The 24112-nt window shown below is 44.1% G+C and carries 15 protein-coding genes; 7 read left to right on the top strand and 8 right to left on the bottom strand.

Going from position 1 to position 24112, the window contains the following annotated elements:
• Positions 1–261: 261 nt before the first annotated feature.
• Together MKY85_RS13520 and MKY85_RS13515 are read left to right on the top strand one after the other, a co-directional pair.
• Positions 262–927 (top strand): TrkA family potassium uptake protein, encoded by a 666-nt coding sequence (locus MKY85_RS13520; protein ID WP_237175555.1) that lies wholly within the window; start codon positions 262–264, stop codon positions 925–927.
• Complete coding sequence (locus MKY85_RS13515) at positions 911–2308, top strand: TrkH family potassium uptake protein (protein ID WP_339260919.1); 1398 nt, start codon at positions 911–913, stop codon at positions 2306–2308. The genes MKY85_RS13520 and MKY85_RS13515 overlap by 17 nt, the downstream gene beginning before the upstream one ends.
• Before the next feature lie 135 nt (positions 2309–2443).
• Here MKY85_RS13515 and MKY85_RS13510 read toward each other — a convergent pair whose 3' ends face one another.
• Positions 2444–6181 (bottom strand): alpha-L-arabinofuranosidase C-terminal domain-containing protein, encoded by a 3738-nt coding sequence (locus tag MKY85_RS13510; protein ID WP_342572891.1) that lies wholly within the window; start codon positions 6179–6181, stop codon positions 2444–2446.
• Between the two features lie 395 nt (positions 6182–6576).
• Between MKY85_RS13510 and MKY85_RS13505 the strand changes: the two genes are divergently transcribed.
• On the top strand, positions 6577–8994 hold the full coding sequence (locus MKY85_RS13505; protein WP_342572889.1) for a family 43 glycosylhydrolase: 2418 nt from the start codon (positions 6577–6579) through the stop codon (positions 8992–8994).
• 202 nt (positions 8995–9196) lie between these two features.
• Here MKY85_RS13505 and MKY85_RS13500 read toward each other — a convergent pair whose 3' ends face one another.
• Positions 9197–9751, bottom strand: a complete 555-nt coding sequence (locus MKY85_RS13500; protein ID WP_342572888.1) for an XRE family transcriptional regulator — start codon at positions 9749–9751, stop codon at positions 9197–9199.
• A 130-nt stretch (positions 9752–9881) separates the two neighbouring features.
• Here MKY85_RS13500 and MKY85_RS13495 point away from each other — a divergent pair, with 130 nt between their 5' ends.
• The gene (locus MKY85_RS13495) at positions 9882–10463 is read left to right on the top strand and encodes a LysE family transporter (protein ID WP_342572887.1); all 582 of its coding nucleotides are present in this window, start codon (positions 9882–9884) and stop codon (positions 10461–10463) included.
• A gap of 45 nt (positions 10464–10508) precedes the next feature.
• Here the strand turns inward: MKY85_RS13495 and MKY85_RS13490 are convergent, their stop codons facing one another.
• Positions 10509–11489 carry an MBL fold metallo-hydrolase gene (locus tag MKY85_RS13490; RefSeq protein ID WP_342572886.1) on the bottom strand — a complete coding sequence of 327 codons (981 nt, stop codon included), beginning with the start codon at positions 11487–11489 and terminating at the stop codon, positions 10509–10511.
• Positions 11490–11691: 202 nt separating this feature from the next.
• Here MKY85_RS13490 and MKY85_RS13485 point away from each other — a divergent pair, with 202 nt between their 5' ends.
• Positions 11692–12669 carry an alpha/beta hydrolase gene (locus tag MKY85_RS13485; RefSeq protein WP_339242325.1) on the top strand — a complete coding sequence of 326 codons (978 nt, stop codon included), beginning with the start codon at positions 11692–11694 and terminating at the stop codon, positions 12667–12669.
• An 85-nt stretch (positions 12670–12754) separates the two neighbouring features.
• Here the strand turns inward: MKY85_RS13485 and MKY85_RS13480 are convergent, their stop codons facing one another.
• From MKY85_RS13480 to MKY85_RS13470, 3 genes are all read right to left on the bottom strand, one after another.
• Complete coding sequence (locus MKY85_RS13480) at positions 12755–13402, bottom strand: hypothetical protein (RefSeq protein WP_339242322.1); 648 nt, start codon at positions 13400–13402, stop codon at positions 12755–12757.
• Between the two features lie 305 nt (positions 13403–13707).
• Positions 13708–15189, bottom strand: a complete 1482-nt coding sequence (locus MKY85_RS13475; RefSeq protein ID WP_339243053.1) for a DHA2 family efflux MFS transporter permease subunit — start codon at positions 15187–15189, stop codon at positions 13708–13710.
• A 68-nt stretch (positions 15190–15257) separates the two neighbouring features.
• Positions 15258–15845: a TetR/AcrR family transcriptional regulator gene (locus tag MKY85_RS13470; protein WP_339242321.1), complete on the bottom strand. Its 588-nt coding sequence runs from the start codon at positions 15843–15845 to the stop codon at positions 15258–15260.
• A gap of 264 nt (positions 15846–16109) precedes the next feature.
• Between MKY85_RS13470 and MKY85_RS13465 the strand changes: the two genes are divergently transcribed.
• Positions 16110–17750, top strand: a complete 1641-nt coding sequence (locus MKY85_RS13465; protein ID WP_342572885.1) for a collagen-like triple helix repeat-containing protein — start codon at positions 16110–16112, stop codon at positions 17748–17750.
• Between the two features lie 476 nt (positions 17751–18226).
• Here MKY85_RS13465 and MKY85_RS13460 read toward each other — a convergent pair whose 3' ends face one another.
• Together MKY85_RS13460 and MKY85_RS13455 are read right to left on the bottom strand one after the other, a co-directional pair.
• The gene (locus MKY85_RS13460; RefSeq protein WP_342572884.1) at positions 18227–21466 is read right to left on the bottom strand and encodes a cytochrome P450; all 3240 of its coding nucleotides are present in this window, start codon (positions 21464–21466) and stop codon (positions 18227–18229) included.
• 307 nt (positions 21467–21773) lie between these two features.
• Positions 21774–22703 (bottom strand): NAD(P)/FAD-dependent oxidoreductase, encoded by a 930-nt coding sequence (locus tag MKY85_RS13455; protein ID WP_339242315.1) that lies wholly within the window; start codon positions 22701–22703, stop codon positions 21774–21776.
• 455 nt (positions 22704–23158) lie between these two features.
• Here MKY85_RS13455 and cyoE point away from each other — a divergent pair, with 455 nt between their 5' ends.
• A complete protein-coding gene (gene cyoE, locus MKY85_RS13450) occupies positions 23159–24088 on the top strand; it encodes a heme o synthase (RefSeq protein ID WP_253434982.1) in 930 nt (309 codons plus the stop codon).
• Positions 24089–24112 lie beyond the last annotated feature (24 nt).

Genomic DNA, 24112 nt, shown 5'->3' with positions numbered 1-24112 from the left:
ACAGTGTGGGCTATTTACTTTAGGTATCTTTTGTTGACTGCTTTCCACAGTTCAATAGCATACCAAAAAAGAAACGAATCAGTTGCAATTCTATTGTTAAGCCATTAGAATGAACTCTTTTGAGATATGCTTATACATAGACATGGTGGAAGGAATTTGCAACTACGATATGAAACCTTACATTCCAGTGTACGTAATGTAATATTTACCATTAGGGTGTAGAGTAAACTGTTATTTATTTTGATTACAATGAGGGATATTATGAAAAAACAATTTATGGTACTTGGTCTTGGACGATTCGGTTCAAGCTTGACACACACACTCATTAAAAATGGGCATGAAGTGCTCGCTGTAGACAAAAGCGAAACTCTTGTTCAGGAGATTTCAACGGTGGCAACCCATGCGGTACAAGCAGATTGCACTGACAAATCAGTCCTTATGGAGCTTGGAGCAAGCAATTTTTCACACGCCATTGTCGCGATTGGCGAAGATCTGCAAGCAAGCATACTGACCACTCTGTTATTGAAAGAACTTAATGTACCCAAAGTAACAGCCAAAGCAAAAAATGATAACCATGGTAGTGTGCTTAGCAAGATTGGTGCGGATCAGATCGTCTATCCTGAACGTGACATGGCCACAAGGCTGGGGAATCAGCTTAGCTCAGACAACATTATTGATTCCATTGAATTGTCTTCAGATTATAATCTGGTTGAAATCAAAGCACCCTTAAGTATGAATCAGAAGACACTTCTGGAACTCAACATTCGGGCAGAATATGGATGTACCGTTATCGCCATCAAAACGGGGAATAACCTGAATATCTCACCCATGGCAGAAGACATAGTCCGTGCGGGAGATATGCTCCTGTTAATAGGCAGTAACGATGACATTCGGAATCTGGAGAGTGACTATGAACCAAAGAAATAAAAGCACACATGGAAATTCGCCGCTAGATAAGATTGAATCCATTGTGAACAAGCTAAAAAATAATATGAGCCCTCCTCAACTGATCATGATCATCTTCTTCACCCTTATCTGGATCGGAGCCATATTGTTAGCACTACCGGTATCTTCCAGTAACGGAAAATCAATCGGGTTAATTGATGCTCTGTTTACAGCTACTTCTGCAATTTGTGTAAACGGGCTTATCGTACTGGATACAGGGAGTGTCTTTTCAACATTCGGACAGGTCATCATCATGATTTTGATTCAGGTTGGTGGACTGGGGTTTATGACACTAGGTGTAATGGTTGCCATTATTCTGGGGAAACGGATTGGTTTGAAACAGAGGCTTCTTATTCAACAAGCCACCAACACCTCCTCTGCTCAAGGTCTGGTTAAGTTATCCATGTATATTGTACTTATAGCCTTTGCTTTTGAAGCTCTGGCTACGGTGGTTCTTACATTGCGCTGGCAGAGTGATTTGGGATGGGGACAAGCTTTCTATTACGCCATATTCCATTCCATCTCTGCCTTCAATAATGCGGGTTTCTCTCTTTGGAGTGATAGCCTTACCCCATTTGTTGGTGACCCGATTGTTAATCTCACAGTCATTACGCTCTTTATCATTGGCGGCTTGGGTTACATTGTGGTTGTGGATGTATTCCGCAAACGTTCATGGAGAAAGCTCTCCCTTCATTCAAAAATTGTGTTAATCGGTAGTTTTTCTCTGTACTTGTTTGGATTTCTCACTATTTTTTTACTCGAGAGTTGGAATCCTTCTACGTTTGCTGATTTATCTTACAGTGAACGTATATGGGCTTCTCTATTTCAGGGTACTGCTCCTCGAAGCTCTGGATTCAATACCATTGACATTGGAAGTATGTTGGCCACATCCCAATTTTTCATTATTATCCTAATGTTCATTGGGGCTTCTTCCGGCGGAACAGGTGGAGGAATTAAAATCAATACTTTTGTGGTCCTTATACTTGCGACCATACAAACATTTCGGGGCGGCGGACAGATTCATGCTTTTGAGCGTAAAATTGCAGAAGAAACAGTAATGCGTGCACTTGCTGTTGTCTTAAGTTCTCTCGCCTTTGTGCTTGGGATTTCCATTCTGCTATCCATATCCGAAGGCATTCTAGAAAATCATTTTCTGGATGTTCTGTTTGAAGCTACTTCAGCATTTAGCACCACAGGACTCTCGATGGGTCTGACGAGTGAGTTGAGTGTTGCCGGTAAAATTATAGTCTCTATTACGATGTTTGCAGGACGATTGGGACCATTAACTCTGGCTTTTGCACTGGCTCAGAAGAAACGCACATCCAAAATCGGTTATGCAGAGGACCATGTCCTTATTGGTTAACATACCGGACTACGACATGTTAATCCTATTGCGAAAGTTAATTGCTTTTTATGTCAAAACAAGTTCAATAGCAAAAGGCCCCCTTATCGGAGACAACAGATGTCTGCTTAAAGGGGCCTTTGTTTATATATTTTCTTACTGAAGATCCATAATAAGAACATTTACCGAATGAGCTGACAAATCAACAATCACTGATTCACCATTCAATTTTATCTCCTGTTCTTGGGGAACCACTTTCTCATCATTCTTCTGATTCACATTTGGAATATGCACCAAATGATCTTCTCCGGTAAGCGTGAGCAGTCTGGCTGAAGCTTCCACATTCAGATCCTGAAGGCAAATCCGGGTTGATTTATCCACATCATCTGCATTCACCAGCTTCACATACACATGCCGTGCGTCCTTCGTAACGGAGTGGAATACTTCCCGGTTGTAGGCTTCCAGCTTGTAATCCAGAACTTTGCTGGGATGGAGACCATCTGTATATGAGCAGATCAGATTCTTTCCTGTATCCCCACCATAGTTAACCGTAATCCTATAATCGGTCCCATTCTCGATTGGTTCATAATTGGCCGCTCTCAGATTACCTGCTGCTGAACTGGATGAGTAATCTCCCAGTGTATAACCCTCGACCCCTTGTTTGTACACCTTCACGCCTGTTGCGTTCCCGTCGTAACTGATTGCGTACTCGATGACATCCTTGTTCTCAGGTGAGATATCCGTCAATCCCACGCCGATGTAAAAACCATCCTCACCCGAAATTCTCTCCGCCTCAACGTGCACCTTGTAGTTGGTCCATTCGCCATTCAGCAGGTACAGTCCATTTAATCCAGTAGTTTGTGCTCTCAAGATGAGCCCTTTTCCTGCGGTTAACATGTATCCTTCCGATCCGGGAATCTGGCTCCATGCCTCACTAAGCTCTGTACCTTCCCTGAAATCTTCTTCAAATATCAAGCTGCCATCCACATTGGACGTGACGGTGACTCGTTTCACCACGATGTCTGCATTCCCTGTCGCAATCTCGATGCCGCCACGTGGAATGAGATTCAGCGGTTTGCCTTTGCTATATGTGGAGAACGAAGTCGCAAGGACCTGATCCCCTATATATTTTGCAAAAAGCTGCTGCACATAATAATTCGGTGTGTACCACACCGTTTCATCATCAAACCAAATGCAGTCCGGCGTCCAGCGGTAGGTCCCGTCCGTTAGTACTTTGTTGAACAATGGCGCATAGGCAGCCAGACGAACAACGTCCGCATTATTTTCAAAGCCGGTCATGATCGCAGCTTCCGCAACCGCACCTGCCAGTGTATTTTTGTCCGTGGAAGCATACTCTCCCACAAACACTTTGGATGTTTCTTTCCCGTCGACACTTCCGTCTTCATGATAGGCCCGGTCATAGTAGTTGTAACGATCCACGTTATTCAGCAAATATTCATTGGATCGATAGTAGTGCTCATCTGCGATGGTGTCCATATAATTGTCCTGATTCTCATACCAGGTTACGGTCTCCTCAATGACCTCTGTACCATCTGCAAAAGCAACTTGGGCTGATCCGGTCAGATTTCCGCTGAGGAACTTCCATCCTTCCTGATACGCATCATCATCCGCCTGAGCACCAACCGTCGAGATAATGTGCAGCTCATGATCCGGATAATTCCGTTTCATGTACTCATCTATCGAGCTTTTGAATACTTCGAAATTGGCAAAAAATTCAGTGCCCCAGTTCTCATTACCTACACCCAGATAACGAAGATCGAACGGTTCAGGATGTCCCATCTGGCTTCGTACCGCCGCCCATTCGTTGTGTTCAACATCTGTACTGAGTGCAAAGTCGATCAGGTCGGTGAAGTTGCGGATATAATATTCCCTTAATGCGCCACCCGCAGGGTGAGCATAATCCGAACGTGCCTGACATAACACACCGCAAGCCATCACCGGAACCGGAGCAGCATTCAGATCCTCCGCCAACTGGAAGTACTCCATATAACCAAGCCCCATCGTCATCATGTAACCCCAGACATTATAATTCTCTTTGCGCAGCTCAACGGGTCCTACAGAATCCTTCCAATCGTATACGTTGTCCCATATGAAGGACCCTTCCGAGATACATCCTCCCGGAAAACGCAGGAACTTAGGATGCAGATCTGCGAGTGCCTGAATTAGATCTTTTCTCAATCGATAGTTCGGATTACCTGTGTAGTTGGCATGTGCTGTAGCGGATATTCCTTCTTCTGTCGGATCAGCTCCCCATACATTCTGAGGCACTAAAGACACCATATCAACAGATATGTCACCTGCAAACGTAAGTGCCAGTTGACCAAGTACAGTATGTTTTCCGGTAAGTGACAAGCCGTATTTCTTCCATGTGTTCCCGCCTTCAACATGTAACGTTACCGAATCACTGATGGAAGTGTCTTCTCTATCCTGCAATTGAACAGTGATTGTTCCTGCCGATTCTGCTTTTGCCCATACGGTAAAATCATACGCCTCACCCTGCTTGATGGACATGGCACAATGCTGGTTGGAGTCTGAGAATCCACGATTTCGAATCGTTGCCCCATCCTGAACGGTGACATAATAAGCATTTACTTCGGGATCTTGCACGTTAAAATGTGTATTTAATCCCTCCGTATGCTGCACGAGCATCTTCTCGGTATCCCCTGACCAGGCAAACAAAGGTTCACGATTTCGACCTGTCGAACAACCACATTCCCCCGAATCATGTGAATATGTATCAAATGCAAAAGATTCAAATGATCGATTCTGAACAAGCTCCGCATAGATCCCGCCATCAGCGGCGTTATTAATATCCTCATAGAACAAACCATACATCACTTCACTGATGTCAGCCACCTTCTGATCTCCATGGATGGTGATCGTATACGGCGGGACGTGCGCCGGCACAACAGACACGTCAAAGCTTTGGCTCAGCTTGCTATCACCTTTGTTCAGAAGCGCACGGAGCGTAACCTCTTGTGCGGATGTAATTGCCTGAACCTCTCCATTTTCAGACAGAACTTCCGGATTACTGGAACTCCACTGTACCGTCACTTTATCACCCAGTAAATGTGTGGGTAGTGACACATCTTTGGTGATAATTCGGTTAGGGAAGGACAAATACTTGTCTGCCGCTAGCTTCACAATCGCTTCATCTGTCAGTGATTCACACATCACTTCAATCACCTGATCCATGGTGAGCGCTGCCCCATAGATCCGAAAGTCGGACAACGAACCTGCAAAATCCACATCAGCTGCGTATTGGGAGCGTCCAATATAGTTCTGGTTATAATTCTCAGGGTCCTTGAACGTATCAAACCAATTGCGCAGTTTGGCATAATTGCCACTGGATGTCTGACTGATCGAACCGTCTGCGGCTTTCTCCCCGTTCACATACACAATCGGACCTGCACTGCTGAGCGTCCCTCCTTGGCTGCCTGCCACGGAGAGTGCAATATGCATCCATTCACCGCTTACAACTCCCCCACTTGGGTGAACAACCAGATTATCTCCGGCATATAACGTACCCAGGAGCTGACGCGTCAGAAACATATACGGTCCCTTCTCTCCTTTGCCAAAGTCAAAAATGCGTTCCCACACATTAGACCCCTTGCCCAGGAACACCCAAGTGGCAATTGTAATTCCTGTGTTATCGCTTACATTCCGAAGTAGATCCGAAGGTAACTGCAGATAAGAAGTTCCATTCACTCCCCCGCTAAAAGTTACAGCCGATCTGCCTTTCACTTTGGATCCCACTGGCAGAATCTCGCCTTTTGCCAAACTATCATGCCCATTCCCGGAGTTGTCTTTACCGATCTGAACAGCATCTTCGAATGTGTACCGTGCGATTAATTGGTTTTGATACGAAGTCATGTGCTAACCTCCTATGTAGTGTAGAATTGTCTTCCCCTCTTTTGATTCGCATAATTATAAAATGATTGATAAAAGTTTAAAGACATAATCTAAACGTAATACTATCGCATTACAGAGCCTCATTTCAATCCTAAATTTAAAAATGACTCCTGTTTTATTTATGTTTATTTCTATGTAAGAAGCTTGGTCGGTCCATCTCTCTGCTCTTATTTTTATTCATTTTGCTATAAATCCATCATATTTATGGTTTACAAACATATAAACCAATTGATAATATATCAAATGAAAGCGCTTGATTATGATAGGATACTCAAAGGAGGTCTGCTGAACCTTATATCGTGTGTTGCCAAGTATCGCGTTATTTTTCATTCCGGGAATTAGGAAAGGGGAAAAATATGAAACGTTATTGGGTAAATGTACTTAACATTTCTGTACTAAGCACCGTATTACTTACAGCAACAACTTTGACGCCGGTCTCGGTGTTCGCCAATGGTTCAGGGGCAACTGTGGGTAACGCACAGACTTCCATTACACCAATCGTAAATCCAGCTCCATCATTCAAAAATGTTTCTGTTCATGACCCTTCTGTCATTAAGGTGGAGGATACCTTTTATATTTTTGGATCACACCTGCAAGTAGCCAAGTCCAAAGATTTTCTGAACTGGGACCTCGTCGCCTCCGGCGTTACGGATAACAATCCTGTTGTCCCCAATGTAACCAAGGAATTCGCTGAAGCGCTGGAATGGGCACAGACAGATACGTTATGGGCGGCAGATGTCATTCAGCTCGCAGACGGTAAATTTTATATGTACTACAATGCTTGTAAAGGCGACTCTCCGCGATCAGCGCTTGGCATTGCTGTCGCAGACAACATTGAAGGACCTTATAAGGACCAAGGCATACTGTTGAAATCTGGCATGTGGGATCAGATCAGTGAGGATGGTACCATTTACGATGCAACGATTCATCCCAATGTGGTTGATCCTGATGTCTTTTATGATAAAAACGGCAAGTTATGGATGGTGTATGGCTCCTACTCCGGGGGAATTTTCATTCTGGAGATGGATGAGACGACTGGCAAACCGCTGCCGAATCAAGGTTATGGCAAAAAGCTGACCGGAGGCAACCATAGTCGTATTGAAGCCCCTTATATGCTCTACAGTCCCGAAACCGATTATTATTATCTGTACCTGTCTTACGGCGGACTGGGTGCTGACGGAGGATATAACATTCGAGTTGCTCGTTCCCAAACGCCGGATGGTCCTTTCCTAGATGCCGAAGGAAACGATATGATCAACGTTAAAGCGGACAAGGATAAACCGCTATTTGATGATCGTTCCATTGAGCCTTTTGGTGTCAAATTAATGGGGAACTTCCTGTTCGAGAGACAGATTGGCGATCCGGGCACAGGCCTGGGAACCGGTTATGTATCACCGGGACACAACTCAGCTTATATTGATGCGGAGACAGGCAAACAATATCTGATCTTCCATTCCCGTTTTCCGGGGCGTGGTGAAGAACATGAAGTCCGCGTACATGAGATGCATATGAATGCAGACGGTTGGCCCGTCGTTTCTCCGTATCACTATGCTGCCTTGGGAGAGGATACAACGCAACTGACAGCTCAGGATATCTCCGGTCAGTACCAGTGGGTGAATCACGGTAAGGACATCACGGCGGACATCAAGCCATCGCAGGCCGTTCAGTTCACAGGAGATGGGAAGATTCATGGTGCCGTGACAGGAACATGGAGTCTCGGCACAGACAACAAAGTTCAGATTACATCGAATCAAGTTGTGTATAACGGCGTTTTCACACATGAATGGAATTCGGAATCCCAGAGTACGGTTCTGACCTTTAGCGCCCTCTCCTCCTCCGGGATTGCCGTCTGGGGAAGTCAAGGTGTTGAACGGAGTGATCAGGACATTGTAGATGCAATAAAAAATGATCTGAGCATTGGTAATACGGATCATGTGTTCTTCAATCTCTCACTGCCTTCAAAGGGCTCAAGTGATGCAGACATTACGTGGAAAAGCTCAAACCCTTCGGCTCTATCAGCTACTGGTGTAGTGCAGCGACCACGCGCTGGCAAGGGGGATGCCAAAGTGAAATTAACTGCTACAATTCGTAAAGGTACTGCGGTAAGCTCCAAAACGTTCAACGTGATTATTCCGCAGCAAGCGGTAAGCCCATTGCTCGGGGAGTATACGTTTGAACACAAGAAAATTGCAAAAATCGCACAGGATGACAGTAAGAACAAATATCATGGACAAGCCTATAATGTGGTGAGTTCTGCTGCAGGTGGCAAAAATCAGGCTGCCACATTTAACGGGACCAACAGTTACATCCAGTTGCCTGGACTGCTGACTGATACCACGGATTTTACGTTTAGCGCTTGGGTCAATTGGGATGGTGGCGGGTCCTGGCAGCGTATTTTCGACTTTGGAAATGGCTTGACGAGACACATGTTCCTTACTCCATCCCAGCATAATGGAGCATTACAATTCACCATCCATAATGAGGGACGGGATCAGAGTCTGATTGCTGCTAATCCCTTGCCTTCCAAGGAGTGGGTTCATGTGGCTGTAACTCTTCAAGGGGATGTGGCTACTCTATATGTGAATGGTACATCTGTTGCAAGCAGCTCTGAAATCTCCTTTAATCCGAAGGATCTGCAAGTGACAGAAGCTTATCTCGGCAAAAGTCGTTATGAGGCTGATCCGTTCTACAAAGGTAGTCTGGATCATGTAAAAGTGTACGATAAAGCATTAACAGCCAAGGAAATTCAGCGTCAGGCCAAAGAAAAGCCTTAACCCATCCATATCATAGTCGTCGCTGTTCTGCATAACGAACACACACACCAATAAAGCAGCCAATGGTTTGAACGGTATCCTCTTTGTCATTTGTCAGACTGAAGGAGGTGCAGTTCAATGACCAGGCTGCTTTATTGTCATTTCATTCATGTATGCATACATTCGTTCATCGTTCGTTACCTTCACAGTTGGCTCTTGGCGTTCACTTCGAATAATGAATAACCATGTTTAATTTATTGGTCTTAGCACTAGCGTTAACATAGGCATGAGGCTTGTCCGCTCCAAAACGAATGGATTCCCCTTGGTTCACCGTATATTCTTCCGTCCCAACTCGAATCGTAACTCGCCCTTCAAAGACCGTAATAAATTCTTCCGTACCTTCGATATGCGATTCTGCATTTAACGCAGACTGAGGGTCCATCTCCATCATATATATTTCAAAACGCCGCCCCTCTTCAAAAGGAAAATGAGGATATATTCGTACCCTTCCCTCATCCTCCACCAATACTTGAATATCATCGCCCGTTACAACGGTAGTATCTGACTTCGGTTCGTGGATCAAAGCAGTAAAAGAAATTTTCAGGCCGTTGGCAATCTTCCATACGGTTGCAATCGATGGATTGGATTCGCCACGTTCAATCTGACCCAGCATGGTCTTACTGATACCGGACATTTCGGCAACCTTGTCCAGACTAAGCTTTCTTTGTTCCCTAAGCTGTTTCAAGTTTTGGGCAAGAATATTATTAATGTTCTTCAAAATCCATCCTCCTTCATATATAAACTAGTTGTGCTTTATAACGTACGTATTGTACAATGATAAAGAACATACGTTATAGCGCACATTTCAGTTTATTATATCACACAACTTGAGAAGACATGGAGGACACATGAACATCATACCTTTGGTGACATACGCAATCATCGCATCATTTACACCGGGCCCCAACAATATCATTTCCATGACGCATGCAAGAAATAAGGGTTTCCTCAAGACCCTACCTTTTATTAGTGGAGTTGCAGCAGGTTGCTTGCTTATTATGTTTCTGTCCAGTTATTTCAACCTTATTCTGCATCAATATATCCCCAAGATCACACCCGTTTTGAACCTGTTGGGATGTGTGTACATGCTTTACCTGGCAATCAAAATTATGCGAAGCAAACCTGCAGATACGGAAGAAAACACAGTGAATCATTATTCATTTCTATTTGGGTTCACCCTGCAATTCATTAATCCCAAAGTCATTCTGTATGGACTTACGGCCATATCTGTTTTTGTTCTGCCTCTTGGGCAATCCCATGTTCAACTTATCGCATTTTCCTTGCTGCTCACCTTCATCGGGATTAGCGCCAATATGACCTGGGCTTTTGGTGGACTATTATTCCAGAGCTTTCTATTGCGATATGAACGTCCAGTTAATATCGTGATGGGTATAATGTTAATCTACAGTGCCCTATCGATCCTGATGTAAAATGCAACAGAAAAAGCGTCCACTCATTGAATGAGCTGAACGCTTTTAATTACCGAGTTCCGGTCTCCACCATGGATGTGTAGGGTAGTGATCCGTATGAAGTACAACCTTCTCGCCAATTTTAGGTGTTGCAATCTTAACATTCATAGAATGTGCTGCCTTGGTGATCCGTTCGACCGGTTCATTCCAGGCATGATAAGCCAGCGTAAATGCGGCCCAATGAATCGGGATAAGCAACTGGCCACCTACATCCAAATGCGCTTGCACCGTCTCTTCCGGCATCATGTGAATGTTGGACCACCGTTCGTCATATTGCCCGCATTCCATCAAAGTCAGATCAAATGGACCGTATTTACTGCCAATTTCCTTGAAGTGAGGACCGTATCCGCTGTCACCACTAAAGAACACTTTTGTATGTTGTCCAGCGATGACCCACGAACACCATAACGTCGAATTGCGGTCGAATAATCCTCTGCCTGAAAAATGTCGTGCTGGCGTACAAGCAAATGTCAGACCTTTGAACGATAACTCATCCCACCAGTTATGCTCGGTAATCTGCTCCAAAGGCACTCCCAGTTGAATCAGTCGACGACGTACGCCAAGCGGCACGATAAATCGTTTTGTTTTATCCTTCAATCTGCGAATGGAATCATAGTCCAGATGATCATAATGGTCATGCGATATAATGATTGCATCCAGAGTTGGGAAATCCTCCGGTTGAATCGGTAGATTCGTGCTGTAACGTTTGGTACCCACCCATGATACGGGGGATGGACGATTACCCAGCATCGGATCAAAGAGTAACCTGTGACCCTCGATTTCAAGCAAAAACGCCGAGTGGCCAAACCATGTAACCTGCGGATGATCGGATGCACTGAATGACTCTGCAGGTTCACACATCACTATCGGCATCGTACCTGATGGCCTCCGCTCAACATCTCCACGCATGGAATCTCTCAATATACTGACCAAGGACTTGAAGTTCATGCCAGCTGATGTCGGAAGCTGATTTTCGTATTTTGTCATTGTTCATACCTTCTGTTCTATATAATCAATCTATGATTAAACATTTAGATAACATATATTCATATCGTAGCTATATATTAATTCATTGGCTGGTGATATTCAATTTTCGGTTAATTAAGATAGAATTAAGACACGGTTTTCTCTCGTATAAGATTGGGCATATATAATTGAGAAAATACATCGAGAGAGTGTGTGAGAAACCATGAAGAAATGGCGTAAAAGATTAGTCAAGTTTTTGATATTCGACCTGGCGGTGCTTCTGTTGCTTCTCGGTACAGGGGTAATCTACCAACAAATAGGTGCAAGACAAGATGCAAAAATACTTGTGCCCCCTGGAGAGTTGTACAAAGTACATGGTGAAAATATGCATCTATATACGGGTGGAAAAGGCGATGTAACCGTAGTGCTCGCCTCCGGCTGGGGTACCGCTAATCCCTATGTAGATTATTATCCATTATATGAAAAGCTCGCTCCCAACACAAAATTCGCTGTATATGATCGATTTGGCTATGGATACAGTGATCAGACCGATAAGAAACGTGATGTTGATACCATAGCTGAAGAATTACACGAGTTGTTGCAGGTATCTGGACAGAAGCCACCTTATGTATTAGTTGGACATTCGCTCGGCTCGCTGGAGACCATCCGCTTCGCACAAAAATACCCGGATCTCGTTAAGGGTATCGTCATGATTGATGGTGGAAGCCCTGAATATTATTCGAAGGACGATGACTCTTTGGCAGACACAATTGGTGGTTTTGCTAATAAATTACGTATCCAAACCGGACTATTCCGCCTCTCCATGCAATCTGACTTGGTTGTCGAAACATCCAATGCCAACCGTAATGAACTGAAACTTGTACCTGAAGATTTAAAAAAATTGGATACAACTGCCCTACTACACAACTATGGTAATGAAAACACGTTGGATGAATTGCGTGAAATAGCTGAAAATGGAAAAGTGGTCGTGGATCACAAGCAACCATTTCCGTTTCCACTCACCATACTGACGGCTGACTACTTTGGTGCAAGTGAGCCCGAATGGGATAAAACACAAGCAGAATTCAAATCTTGGTCAGATGAATCGAAACAGGTAACCGTTAAAGATACCGACCATTACATCCATCAATATCATCCTGACCTCGTTGCCGATGAAATATTGGCTATGGTGAAGAAGTAACTTACAATCTGCCAAAGTAATGCAAGGCTATAGTAAAAAAAGAAACCCCAAAGATTATCCATATCTCTGGGGTTTTAAGTATGATTTATTGTGCTATCGCCAGTCTTGGCCGTTGAGACCGGAAATCGTTGAAGGCTTGCTGGATCTCTGAAGAAGTAAGCTGGTGACGAATGAAATACTGCGCCATTGCCTCCATTTCGATTCGATCCCCATTGTAGATCTGTTCAATCTTTTGAATGACCTGCTCATACAGGCTCTCGCGTCTGGCTCTTACAGGCTCACACAACCAAAAGTCTGTTCTTTTCACATTTCCGATTTCCGTCCAAAGTAAATTTTCGTATCGGATAACATCCCAATCCCAATATCCCGCTTGAATCTGCTGAAGCTCTGTCGAGAACATATCATATATCAAGCTTGGAGGAATATGTCCATACGCCGCACGGTATTGTTTCAGATTACATGCGTCAATCCACTCTGTCAGGATGTACTCCCCTGGTGAATACGCATACAATTTAGGTGCATAAGGGTTATTTTGCAATGACCTAATTGCTTCACTTTCCATCTCCCCATCCAATCTTGCTCGTGAAGCGTATACCTTGAGACAATAGTCTTGCAATCTATATACAACCGAGCTATTACTAATAAGCGAAGCCTGTAGTGTGAGATGGCCATTTTTTTCGTAGTGTAACAGCATCTTTTCGATCGTGTTATCGATGGGATGAATGATTATCATAATGAGGTCTCCTTGCATAAAGATAAAAGATATAAATCGTTTTCGATTAATTAAAATTGCACGAATATATTCTATATTACCCTGTTATATTAGTATGAACATATACAATCTTGCAGGAACATGAAGTATTTGCTCTGAAATTCAATGTTTTGTGCTGCCGAAGACTGGCTATACACTTACTCTAATGGCTGAAACCCGTTTCACGTCAACACAAATTATTGAACTAATAAATTTCACCTAATAAAAGAGCGATGCATCCTTATGGTTAAGGAACGCATCGCTCTTGATATTGCATAGGTATAATATTAATGCATTGGACCTTGTTGCTCTGGTGTAGATCCAACCTTGACTCGTTTCACGAAGAGTGAAGTGATCAAACCGATTATCGCCAGAACCAAAGCAAAGACGAAAGCGTTTTGTACTCCTGATGTGAAACCTGCCAGTTGATTCTCCGGGGTTTCCGGATTCGCCACACTACTTAGAAAGCTGGATTGCCCTGCACTCAATATACTTACCGCCACCGCAGTACCGATTGCTCCGGATACCTGCTGTAATGTATTCATGATTGCAGTACCGTGTGGATAATACTCACGAGGCAACTGGTTCAAACCATTGGTCTGTGCAGGCATCATAATCATCGAAATGCCGACCATCATGAACACATGCAACGTAATAATCGTACCAAGGGAAGTCGTCGCTTCAATACCTGTGTATAAGAACAGAACTATTGCCACGACAGTCATTCCAATAATCACAAGCCATTTCGGTCCAAACTTATCAAACAAACGTCCCATGACTGGTGATAAAAATCCATTCAACAAGCTGCCTGGTAACAGTACCAATCCAGCAGTCAAGGCTGTCACAGCCATTCCCTGCTGAAGATACATAGGCAGGATTAACATGGAAGACAGAATCATCATCATACAGATGAAGACAAGAATCAAACCAATCGTAAACATTGGGTACTTGAAGGCTCGCAAATCCATCATAGGCTGTTTCATTCTCAACTGACGGATGCTGAACAGTAACAAGGACAGCACACCAACAACCAATGTGGATACAACGATCGGACTTGTCCAGCCCCCACCGGTATCCCCATGTCCACCTGCGCTACTGAAGCCGTATACGATACCACCAAAACCTAGAGTAGAAAGGATAATGGATAGTACATCGATTTTGGGCTTGGTCAATTTCGAAATATTCGGCAAGAACAGCAAGCCGCATACCAGTGAGATAATGAAGAACGGCAACGAAATCCAGAAGATCCAGTGCCAGCTCAGATTAGCCAGGATCAGACCGGAGATACTTGGCCCGCTTGCTGGCGCAAACATGATAACCAAACCGATTAATCCCATGGCAGCACCACGTTTTTCAATCGGGAAAATAACCAATATCGTGTTAAACATCAGCGGCAGCAACAGTGCTGTACCTACAGCCTGTAGTACCCGTGCCACCAACAAAATTTCGAAGCTAGGTGCAAGCGCAGCAACAAATGTGCCTGCAATGGAGAAAATCAGGGACGTTGTGAATAGCTGTCTGGTTGTAAACCATTGCAACAGCATACCGGATACCGGCACCAGGATTCCCAACACAAGCAAGTAACCTGTGGTTAACCATTGAATCGTTGTAGGTCCAACTTCAAGCAGACCCATAAGTGGCGTCAAAGCCACGTTTAATGCCGTTTCCCCAAACAGACCAATAAAGCCGCTCAGCAGCATTGCGAACAAAATCGGAAATACCTTGTATTGCTTCGTTTCTTGTTGATTCTGTGCAGAATCAGCCTTCATGGAAACCTCCACGATCCCATCCTCCTCAAACGTATCGAACTTTCTTTTTCTCTGGCTCTTGCTATAACTCATTGAACCTGTTTGGCGTTCTTCGTCACAACCGACAAATACTCAGCAGCCGTCAGCAGAGGCTGTTTATCCTGATTGGTCAGGCTGATAATCAGTGCTCCCTCCATCAAAGAAATGATCAGAAGTGCAGTCTCCCGCGCCTTCTCTTCACCAACGCCATCCAGAATCAGATGTTTCTTAATGATATCCTGCCAATCTGCAAATACACCCTGACATGCAATACGCAACTGCTGACTAATACACGATGTCTCCACAGCTGCCCAGAAGCTGAATGGCAGAAATCCGGTAAACCCGGCTGCTTCTGTTTCATGAGCCAAATCATGAATAAATCTCTGAATGGCGTCCCCTGTATTATCATGGGCTGCAAATGTTTTCTCAAATGTCTGCAGGATCTGTTCATTGGCTTTTTGAATACACTCGTGCGCAAGCTCTTCCTTGCCATGAGGGAAATAATGATACAACGACCCTTTTGGCGTATTACTCTCTTTGATGATCTGATTCAGACCGGTCGCATGATATCCTTGTGAAAAAAACAGTCTCGCTGCTGTGCTGACAATGGACTCCCTAGCATTAGACTTTTCACTCAACGAAAGCCACTTCCTTCAAATAATTATAACAATCGGTCTATATAATTAAACCCGCTTAAATAGGCACTGTCAATCCTTTTTATTTCAAATTTTAGATGTAAGCATTTTCATATGAATTCATCAAGCCATCTTTATTTTTTTATTGTTACCTTTCTTACATTTGTTTCTCAGAAAGTAGGGCACATTTCTCTAATCCAGAATAAACATACATCAGTGTGAGTGAATTACACATAATCACGATTTCTGAGAAAAGGAGTGAGAAACTTGGCAATCCTGCTAACTGGCCCTATTGATAATAGTCCAGTAAATGGCGTACGACCCACCCAGACGGTTTCAATTAAAATTGAAAATCAGAGTGCTGTAAACGCCGCGACTATACTCATACAGGGATATTCATTAATTGCAACCAGAGCTTTATATGTGAGTGAGCAATTCACCATTTTACCTGGCGCAGTAGCTACACGTAGTTATTTTGCCGATATCAACAGCTTTGAATTCGTTATTACAGATACAGGCGCAACCCCTGAGGACATTTTAGTTTCTGTTTGGGGGAAAAACAGTGCCGGCTCTTTAGTTGCTGCTCATCGACTTGTTTATTCCGAATTATTTGGCAGTGAGAATTTTAATGGAGCTACCGGGGCTACCGGTACAACAGGCGCTACAGGAACTACGGGACTTACAGGACCTACTGGACCTACAGGAAATACAGGTGCTACTGGCGCAACGGGGCTCACTGGTGCCATCGGCACGACTGGAGCTACGGGTGCATCAGGATCTACAGGACCTACTGGTGTCTCTGGAGCCACAGGATCTACTGGGGCAACGGGCATCACAGGCGCTACTGGTATTTCTGGAGTTACAGGTATTTCTGGTTCAACAGGTGTTACAGGGGTGACGGGCGCCACTGGGGATACAGGTCCGACAGGTCTCACGGGTGCAACGGGTGATACTGGTCCATCAGGCGGTCCAGAAGGCCCTACGGGTGCAACGGGTAATACAGGTGCAACAGGTGCCATCGGAGTTACTGGTTCTACGGGGATTACAGGAGCTACTGGAGCCACCGGAGCTACTGGAGCCACTGGAGCCACCGGGGCCACCGGAGCTACTGGAGCCACCGGTGCCACTGGTGCCACTGGTGCCACTGGTGCCACTGGTGCCACTGGAGCTACGGGTGCCACTGGAGCTACGGGTACTGTACTGCCCGATCCCTTTAACGTATATGTTTTACAAGGCGCGGTGGGTGGAAATGGAACACAAGCTAGTCCCTTTGGAACGATTCAACAAGGTGTAACCGCGGTATCTCCAACGGGAACCGTTCATATTCTTGGTGGCACATACCCTATTACTGCAAATATTACTATTAATAAAGCAGGAGTAACTTTAATGGGCTATCCTAGTACAATTATCCTGTTACAAGCTGCTGTTATCCCTTTCACCATCATTGGAAGCGGAGTAACTGTAGACGGATTAACGATCACCAGTGACAATCCTTATGCTGTTGAGTTTATTCAATTAGGCGGAACCAACCACACCGTAAAAAACAATACCATATTCGGTCCTCCGCAAGCAGGTCCCTCTTCAGGTTGGGTTGTTAATCGTGGCCTCGTCACCCAGATTGGAAATATGACCGGATTAATTGTACGCAATAATATTTTTTATTCCTTGCGTCAACCAGCATACTTCAACCCTAACACGACTGGAGAAATCATCAGTAATGTAGTTTATAATACCAGAGGATTTGTGAATGATCAGGCCGTTATGGTTTTCTCTGGAAATTCATGGGGCAGTCCAGTCAATGCGGTGGATATTGCACTGCTCGCAGGTACAATAACAGGGCCTCCTTTCGATCCGCTTACCGATCTGAGTGCCAATAATAGCTCTGCAACAATTCAGGATTCCAGATAAGAATCATTTCTCGCTCTTACAAAGTGCCTAATCTAAAAAACAGCCGCCGATTTGGATGTGAAAGTCCAGATCGAACGGCTGTTTTTAGATTAATAGCAATGTTCCATTACTACTTAATAGTTAACATAACCTGCGTATATCACGGTCCATGTGTAACCTGTCTGACCATCAACTGATTTTAGTGTGAGGTTGTCCCCAGTATGGATCAACATTATAACTTGCTGTCATTGGAATATCACCAAGCGTTGGAATTGATTGAAGTTGAAGGTATACTGGCTGCAAGAGATGTGGAGCCAAGACTGAAACATGCAACGACGGTTAATAGACCAATCATAAGTTTCTTTTTCATCTTCATCTCCCTTTCGTATTTAAGTACATTTTCATCAAATATGATATTATTCTATCAAAATGTAATATTTTTCATATATTGAAAATATTTTATTTATTTTATGTGAACTACTCTTTCATTTTAAGTTTTAATAGATACATTCAGAGGTTTCAACTGTTCGTTTATTACCTGCCCACACGTCCTGCAAATAACGTCCTTCAGCCTGAAGCTGAATGAGCCATTCTTTCGCTTGCTGCCTCGTTGCTCCCTGCACCTTCTGATACGCCTGCTGCAAAGCCTCTTCCACCGCAGGAGCCATCTGGCTTCCATCTCCACATACGTAGATTCTTCCATTGTTCATGAGCATATGAAGCAACTGCTCGGAATCCTCTTTCATCAGATCCTGTAAGTACGTTTTGGGCTTGCCCTCCGCACGAGAAAAAGCAGTGTGTAACTTAACAATGCCTTCTCGTTCGAATCGTTCTAACTCCTGACGATAGATGAAATCTGAATCATCCCTGCATCCAAAGAACAAATGCGCCGCACTCAGCGGCAAACCTCTCTGTTTCATGACAGCTCTTGCCTGGAGGAACCCTCTGAACGGTGCAACCCCCGTTCCCGGTCCCACCATGATCATGGGAACATCGGCTTCTTCCGATAGAACAAATTCGGATTCCGGCGTCCGTACAAACATCAGTATACGTTCTCCGGATTGGCAACTGGCGAGGTATGATGAGGCAACGCCAAGGTATTCGCCCCTGCCACTCCACGCAGGCTCTCTTACTACCGATACGGTTATGCTTGCTTGCTTCGAATTCAGTCGTGGTGAGCTGGATATTGAATAATATCTGGGTTTAAGCGGCGGTAATAGTTCAATACACTTTTCAAAAGGCAACTCACACGCCTCATATTTTTCTAACAGGTCCAACATGGTGATTCGATGGGCAAGAATATAATCCCTATAGCTGTTCTCGTCCAACATGCCTTCCAGTTCACGCTTATGAGGGGGGCATACCGTATGATTAGCCAACTCCTGTAACTGTGTTCTGGTAGCAGGTGTTTGCAGTTCCACACATTGAGTGAGCAACTCTTGTACCTTGACGGGACGGTTAAGGGGAAGATGTGTAAGGTGTTTCGTGTCCGAAGTTAATTGTACATGGACATCTCCACTTAACCCGAACCGACTCAGAACCCGGTCCACATTCTGCGACTGATTGTTAGGCAACACGCCTAGATGATCGCCTTCTCTATAGGTCATACCTTTAGGAAGCAACACCTCAATGTGACGTGTGCTTCTCCCACTTCCCATCTCCTGAAGTTCTTTATTAACTAATACCGTGGCATAGCTGGCATCATATGTTTGTGCAAGCGGCATCTCAGCTTCCTGATGGACAAACTCCATTTGAATTCCCGTTGTGCTTGGCCGGGTTGGCTTCACTACTTCCGCGTTGATTCCCAGAGCGTTCAACACCTGCGGCCACAACATATGCTGCCATGCCTCGACTTGTTTCTCGATATCACCTCCGGCATCGGCTTCACCGCGGGATAACAATCGATTGCCACCTAAATTTTCAAGTTTCTCATCCATTAATCGCGGAATACTCTGGTATGTTCCCGACCAGCTTCGATCTCCACAGCCCAAAATTGCATAGTTCACATCCCGTGCATCCTCTGACTCCGCTTCCTTCAACCAGTCTACAAATGCTGTAGCATTTTGTGGTGGTTTACCATTATACGAAGCAGTGACGATGAGAACCACCCCCTGACGGGGTAAACGGTCCATCCATTCATTCAGAGTTGCAGCTTCACTTGGGATGCCATACGAACGACCTTTCTCCACAAGTTCCCTGGCAATGCCTTCTGCCGTTCCCAGATTGGAACCATACAACACCAGGAGTGATGGATCACCATCTGCTTCAAAGAACACATTTTCTCCCATCTGACGGTCGCTTGCTACATTTTTATGAACAACATCAGGTTTCTCTTTTGCATATACAGTTGCCTTATTCATCGGCTGCGTAGCCGCGCGCGCTTTCACCTGGATTCGGAAGTCTCCCGGCTTCAACGTCAGCGTCTGTTTAACATCCAATTCATAATTGCTATAATCGATCAGCTCAAAATGTTTGAGGACCATGCCAAGCACAAGAGCTGCTTCATATAAAGCAAACTGCATACCGATACATGCTCTCTCCCCATTACCAAAAGGTTTATACGCATGATGAGGCACTTTCGTCGTATCTTCGAATCGCTCTGGACGGAACAGCTCCGCATCCTCTCCCCAAGCCTCTCTGTCACGGTGAAGCTGGGGCAGAAGAATGCTACAACTCTCCCCTTTCTTCAAGGGATATTTGCCACCTATGACGGTGTCTTCTTTGGCATATACATCAAAACCCGGGGCTGTTGGCCATAGACGTAGCGATTCACTTAGAATCATGCGAATATAGGCAAGCTGAAGAATTTCCTCGTACTGTGGTGAGTCACTGACCAAAATCTGATCTACCTCGTCGTACGCCTTTTGAAGGGATTCAGGATTGTTCAATAAGAAATACAGGGCAAAAGATAACAAACCACTAGTTGTTTCATGTCCGGCAATCAGAAACGTAATAATCTGATAACGGATATTCTCATCATCCAGCATTTCTCCAGTCTCTGGATCTTTGCCATTCAACATACGAGCGAGCAAGTCAACCTCTTCAGGTGCTGAACTCGCTTTACGTTCCTCTATAATTTGATCTACCAGAGAGAACATCGTCTGAATATCGTCCTGGAACTGTCGTTTGGTTTTGACCATCAGCAGATTCTGAATTTTCAAACGCGAGCTTTTCTGCATCGCTTCGTTTAATGCCCTGACCATGCTCTCAATAAAAGGACTGTGATCCTGTCTGTAAAAGCTGTTAAACCGATAATTGAATCCACATAGTCCAATGGTATCCAACGTAAGACGTGTCATATCGTCTGCAACATCAATCGTATCGTTGGAATTGAGGCGTGCCCACTTATTGATTAACTGTTCGGCAATATCCACCATCATGGGATGATAACCTTTCATGGCCTGCTTGCTGAAAGTCGGAAGCAGGATGTTATGGGCCTTTTTCCAGTTGGGCTCTGATGTTCTACTAGTGAATAAACCATCGCCTCCAAAAGCACGGACGTTTTCGAGTTCATTGTATACAAACTTGTCAAAACGGGACACATCACATAACTCAGCAACAAGATCTGGCCCAGATACGATTAAACCGGAATAACCGGGCACGGTAAGTCGATATATCGGTCCATACTGTTCAGCCAGTGCACCTAGCGACAACGTTGGTTTATTTTTATCAATCAAAGGCAGATTTCCAAGCGGTCCATACATTTTAGGCTGTGGTATGTGAGTTGTATTATTCATGATGATCACCTCTTATCTGTACGTCATGGAGCAAGGTATTCGCTAACCAAGGGATGGCTGCTCTGTTTTCATTCATGTATGACCTCTCCTTTGCTTATAATTGATAGTAATATCTATCATTTAATAAAATAATAAATCAATTTAAACTTAATATCAAATTTTCTTCCGGTTGATCCCTCTCTTTGGAATCGTTCAACGTTAAGGCTGAAAACAACAAGTAGAGGATTGCATATGCAATCCCCTACTGTGTGAACTTGTGACGCTATCGCTATGGTTCTATTGGTTCTATAACGCTGATTCATATAATCTAATGCTGACTTGGCTCATCCCACTTCTCAAAATTCAATTCAGTATTAATACTTACTGCAGACAATGCTCCCAGGGACGCAGCCGTAATGGCCTGATACAACTCAGAGGCTGCATCACCTGCACTGTACACACCCGCTATGGATGTTTTGCCCGAAGCATCAACGATAACTGTTCCTGATTCTGAAATATCACAACCGATGGCCTTCGGCAGTTCTGATCCGGTGAACAGTTTGGGTTGGAAGAAAACTCCCGTGCATGGAATCGCTGTACCGTCATTCAGTACAACTTGCTTTACCATTCCTTTTTCAGAGTCAATGGATTTAACTGGTGCATCGAATACAGTAACATGATGCTGTTTCAGCTCTTCACGCTCCTCATCGGTTAAGGAATCTGATCCATTCGTACAGATTGTATAACGATCTGTCCAGCCGGATATGACTTTTGCCATATGTAATGCCTTATCTCCACTAACGATGATGACCAGCGACTGGTCTCTTAGCTCCCATCCATCACAATATGGACACACAAACGCACTTTTACCATAAACCTCTGTTAATCCGTTAATATCCAGAGGCAGATCTTTCTTACCTACTGCAAACAAAATCTTTTTCGTGCGATAGCTTGTCCCCTGTGTAGTCTGGATTACAAAATCACCATCACTACCTGTAACCGCTACTGCCGTATCCGATGCAAATTGAACTGAAGGGTATGCTGCAATCTGCTCTTTTGCCGCTTTGCGAAATTCACGAGGACTGGCCCCATCTCTCGTCACAAACCCATGCGTCTCCTTTGTAACCCAGTTTCGCGGTGTCTCATCGTCGATGACTACGACGTTCTTGCGGGCTCTGCCGAGTACAAGGGCTGCATTAAGCCCCGCTGGTCCTCCACCAATAATAAGTACATCCAAGAGTTGATTCGTATTACTCATATTATTCACCCTTTCCAGACATTTAATATCTCTAATTGACTTCTAAAAATAACCTCCGCTTTCTCTTAAGAAAAATCATTCGGAGATTTACGTAAAATCATCTAAAACAAAACCATTAAAGATATCTTATATCTACAATATACAAATATCAGACATTTTGCAACCTATATCTTGGTTTACATTCTTCAATCCACCCTATGTGAGTTGAACAAAAGAACATTTACAATTACACTACTAACGATAGAACAAACTTCACATCACTGTTATCCACAGATTTTCTGCTTCTCTCCTGTAACACAGAAATAATTATTTAACAATTAAAAAAAACCTTGTTTTTAAATTGTTCACAATCAAATGACATTATTTTAAATACTAAAACGTTAATTAAATCACATAGTGTATTGAATGGTATAATAGCGACATAATATATAAGTATAGATATAGGAAGTGAGTTCTTGAAAACATTGAACAATGGTTCACAGACCAATATCAGCCTGGAGTATAGCTCGATTCCGAAAGTATTCTTCGATACGATCAAAATCGGAATCATCAAGTCCAACCTGATCGCCATGTTTGCGGGTTTAAGTTTGGCTTTATATGTATTTGATGCTTCAATCTTAGCTAATATTGTACCAATTATTCTTTCTTTTATCGGGTCTTCCCTTATTATTGGGGCAGCAGGGGTGTTTAACAACTTGTATGATCGCGACATTGACGCGATTATGGAGCGCACGAAGACACGTCCTACCGTTACGGGACGCGTAGATACCAAGTCGGGGTTAATTCTCGGTATTGCAATCACCATCATCGGGGGCATCATGTTGTACATCGCTTCCCCATCTGCTGCCGTATTCGGTATTTTGGGACTGTTGCTTTACGTGTTCCCATACACGATGTGGACCAAACGTACAACGATCTACAACACGGAAGTGGGAAGTCTTTCAGGGGCTGTGCCTCCGCTTATCGGTTGGGCAGCCATTTCACCGGAACTGGGTCATTTTGAGATCTGGGCATTGGTCGTAACGATGCTCCTATGGCAAATGCCTCACTTCTACGGCATTGCAATTCGTCGTTTTGACGAATACAAAGCTGCTGGTGTTCCCATGTTGCCTGTCGTTAAAGGTATTAGACGGACATACATTCAGACGAATGTGTATCTGGTACTCTTGTTGATATCCAGCTTTTTATTCTGGCCGATGAGTCCTTTTGTCGCTATTGTGGCATTTCTGGTTACCTTGGCCTGGCTCATTCTCAGTGTGGCTACCTTTGATCGGAAAGAAACGGAGAAATGGTCCAAACGGATGTTTATCTTCTCCATTAACCATATCACTATTATCTTCTTGGTCATCATTGCGTATTCCTTGATTGCTCAAATGATGAGATAAAACCGTTACACTCGTTATAACGAA

It is taken from the genome of Paenibacillus sp. FSL R5-0749, from assembly GCF_038595085.1.
GTDB lineage: Bacteria > Bacillota > Bacilli > Paenibacillales > Paenibacillaceae > Paenibacillus.
This window is presented reverse-complemented; position numbering and strand designations above follow the sequence as displayed.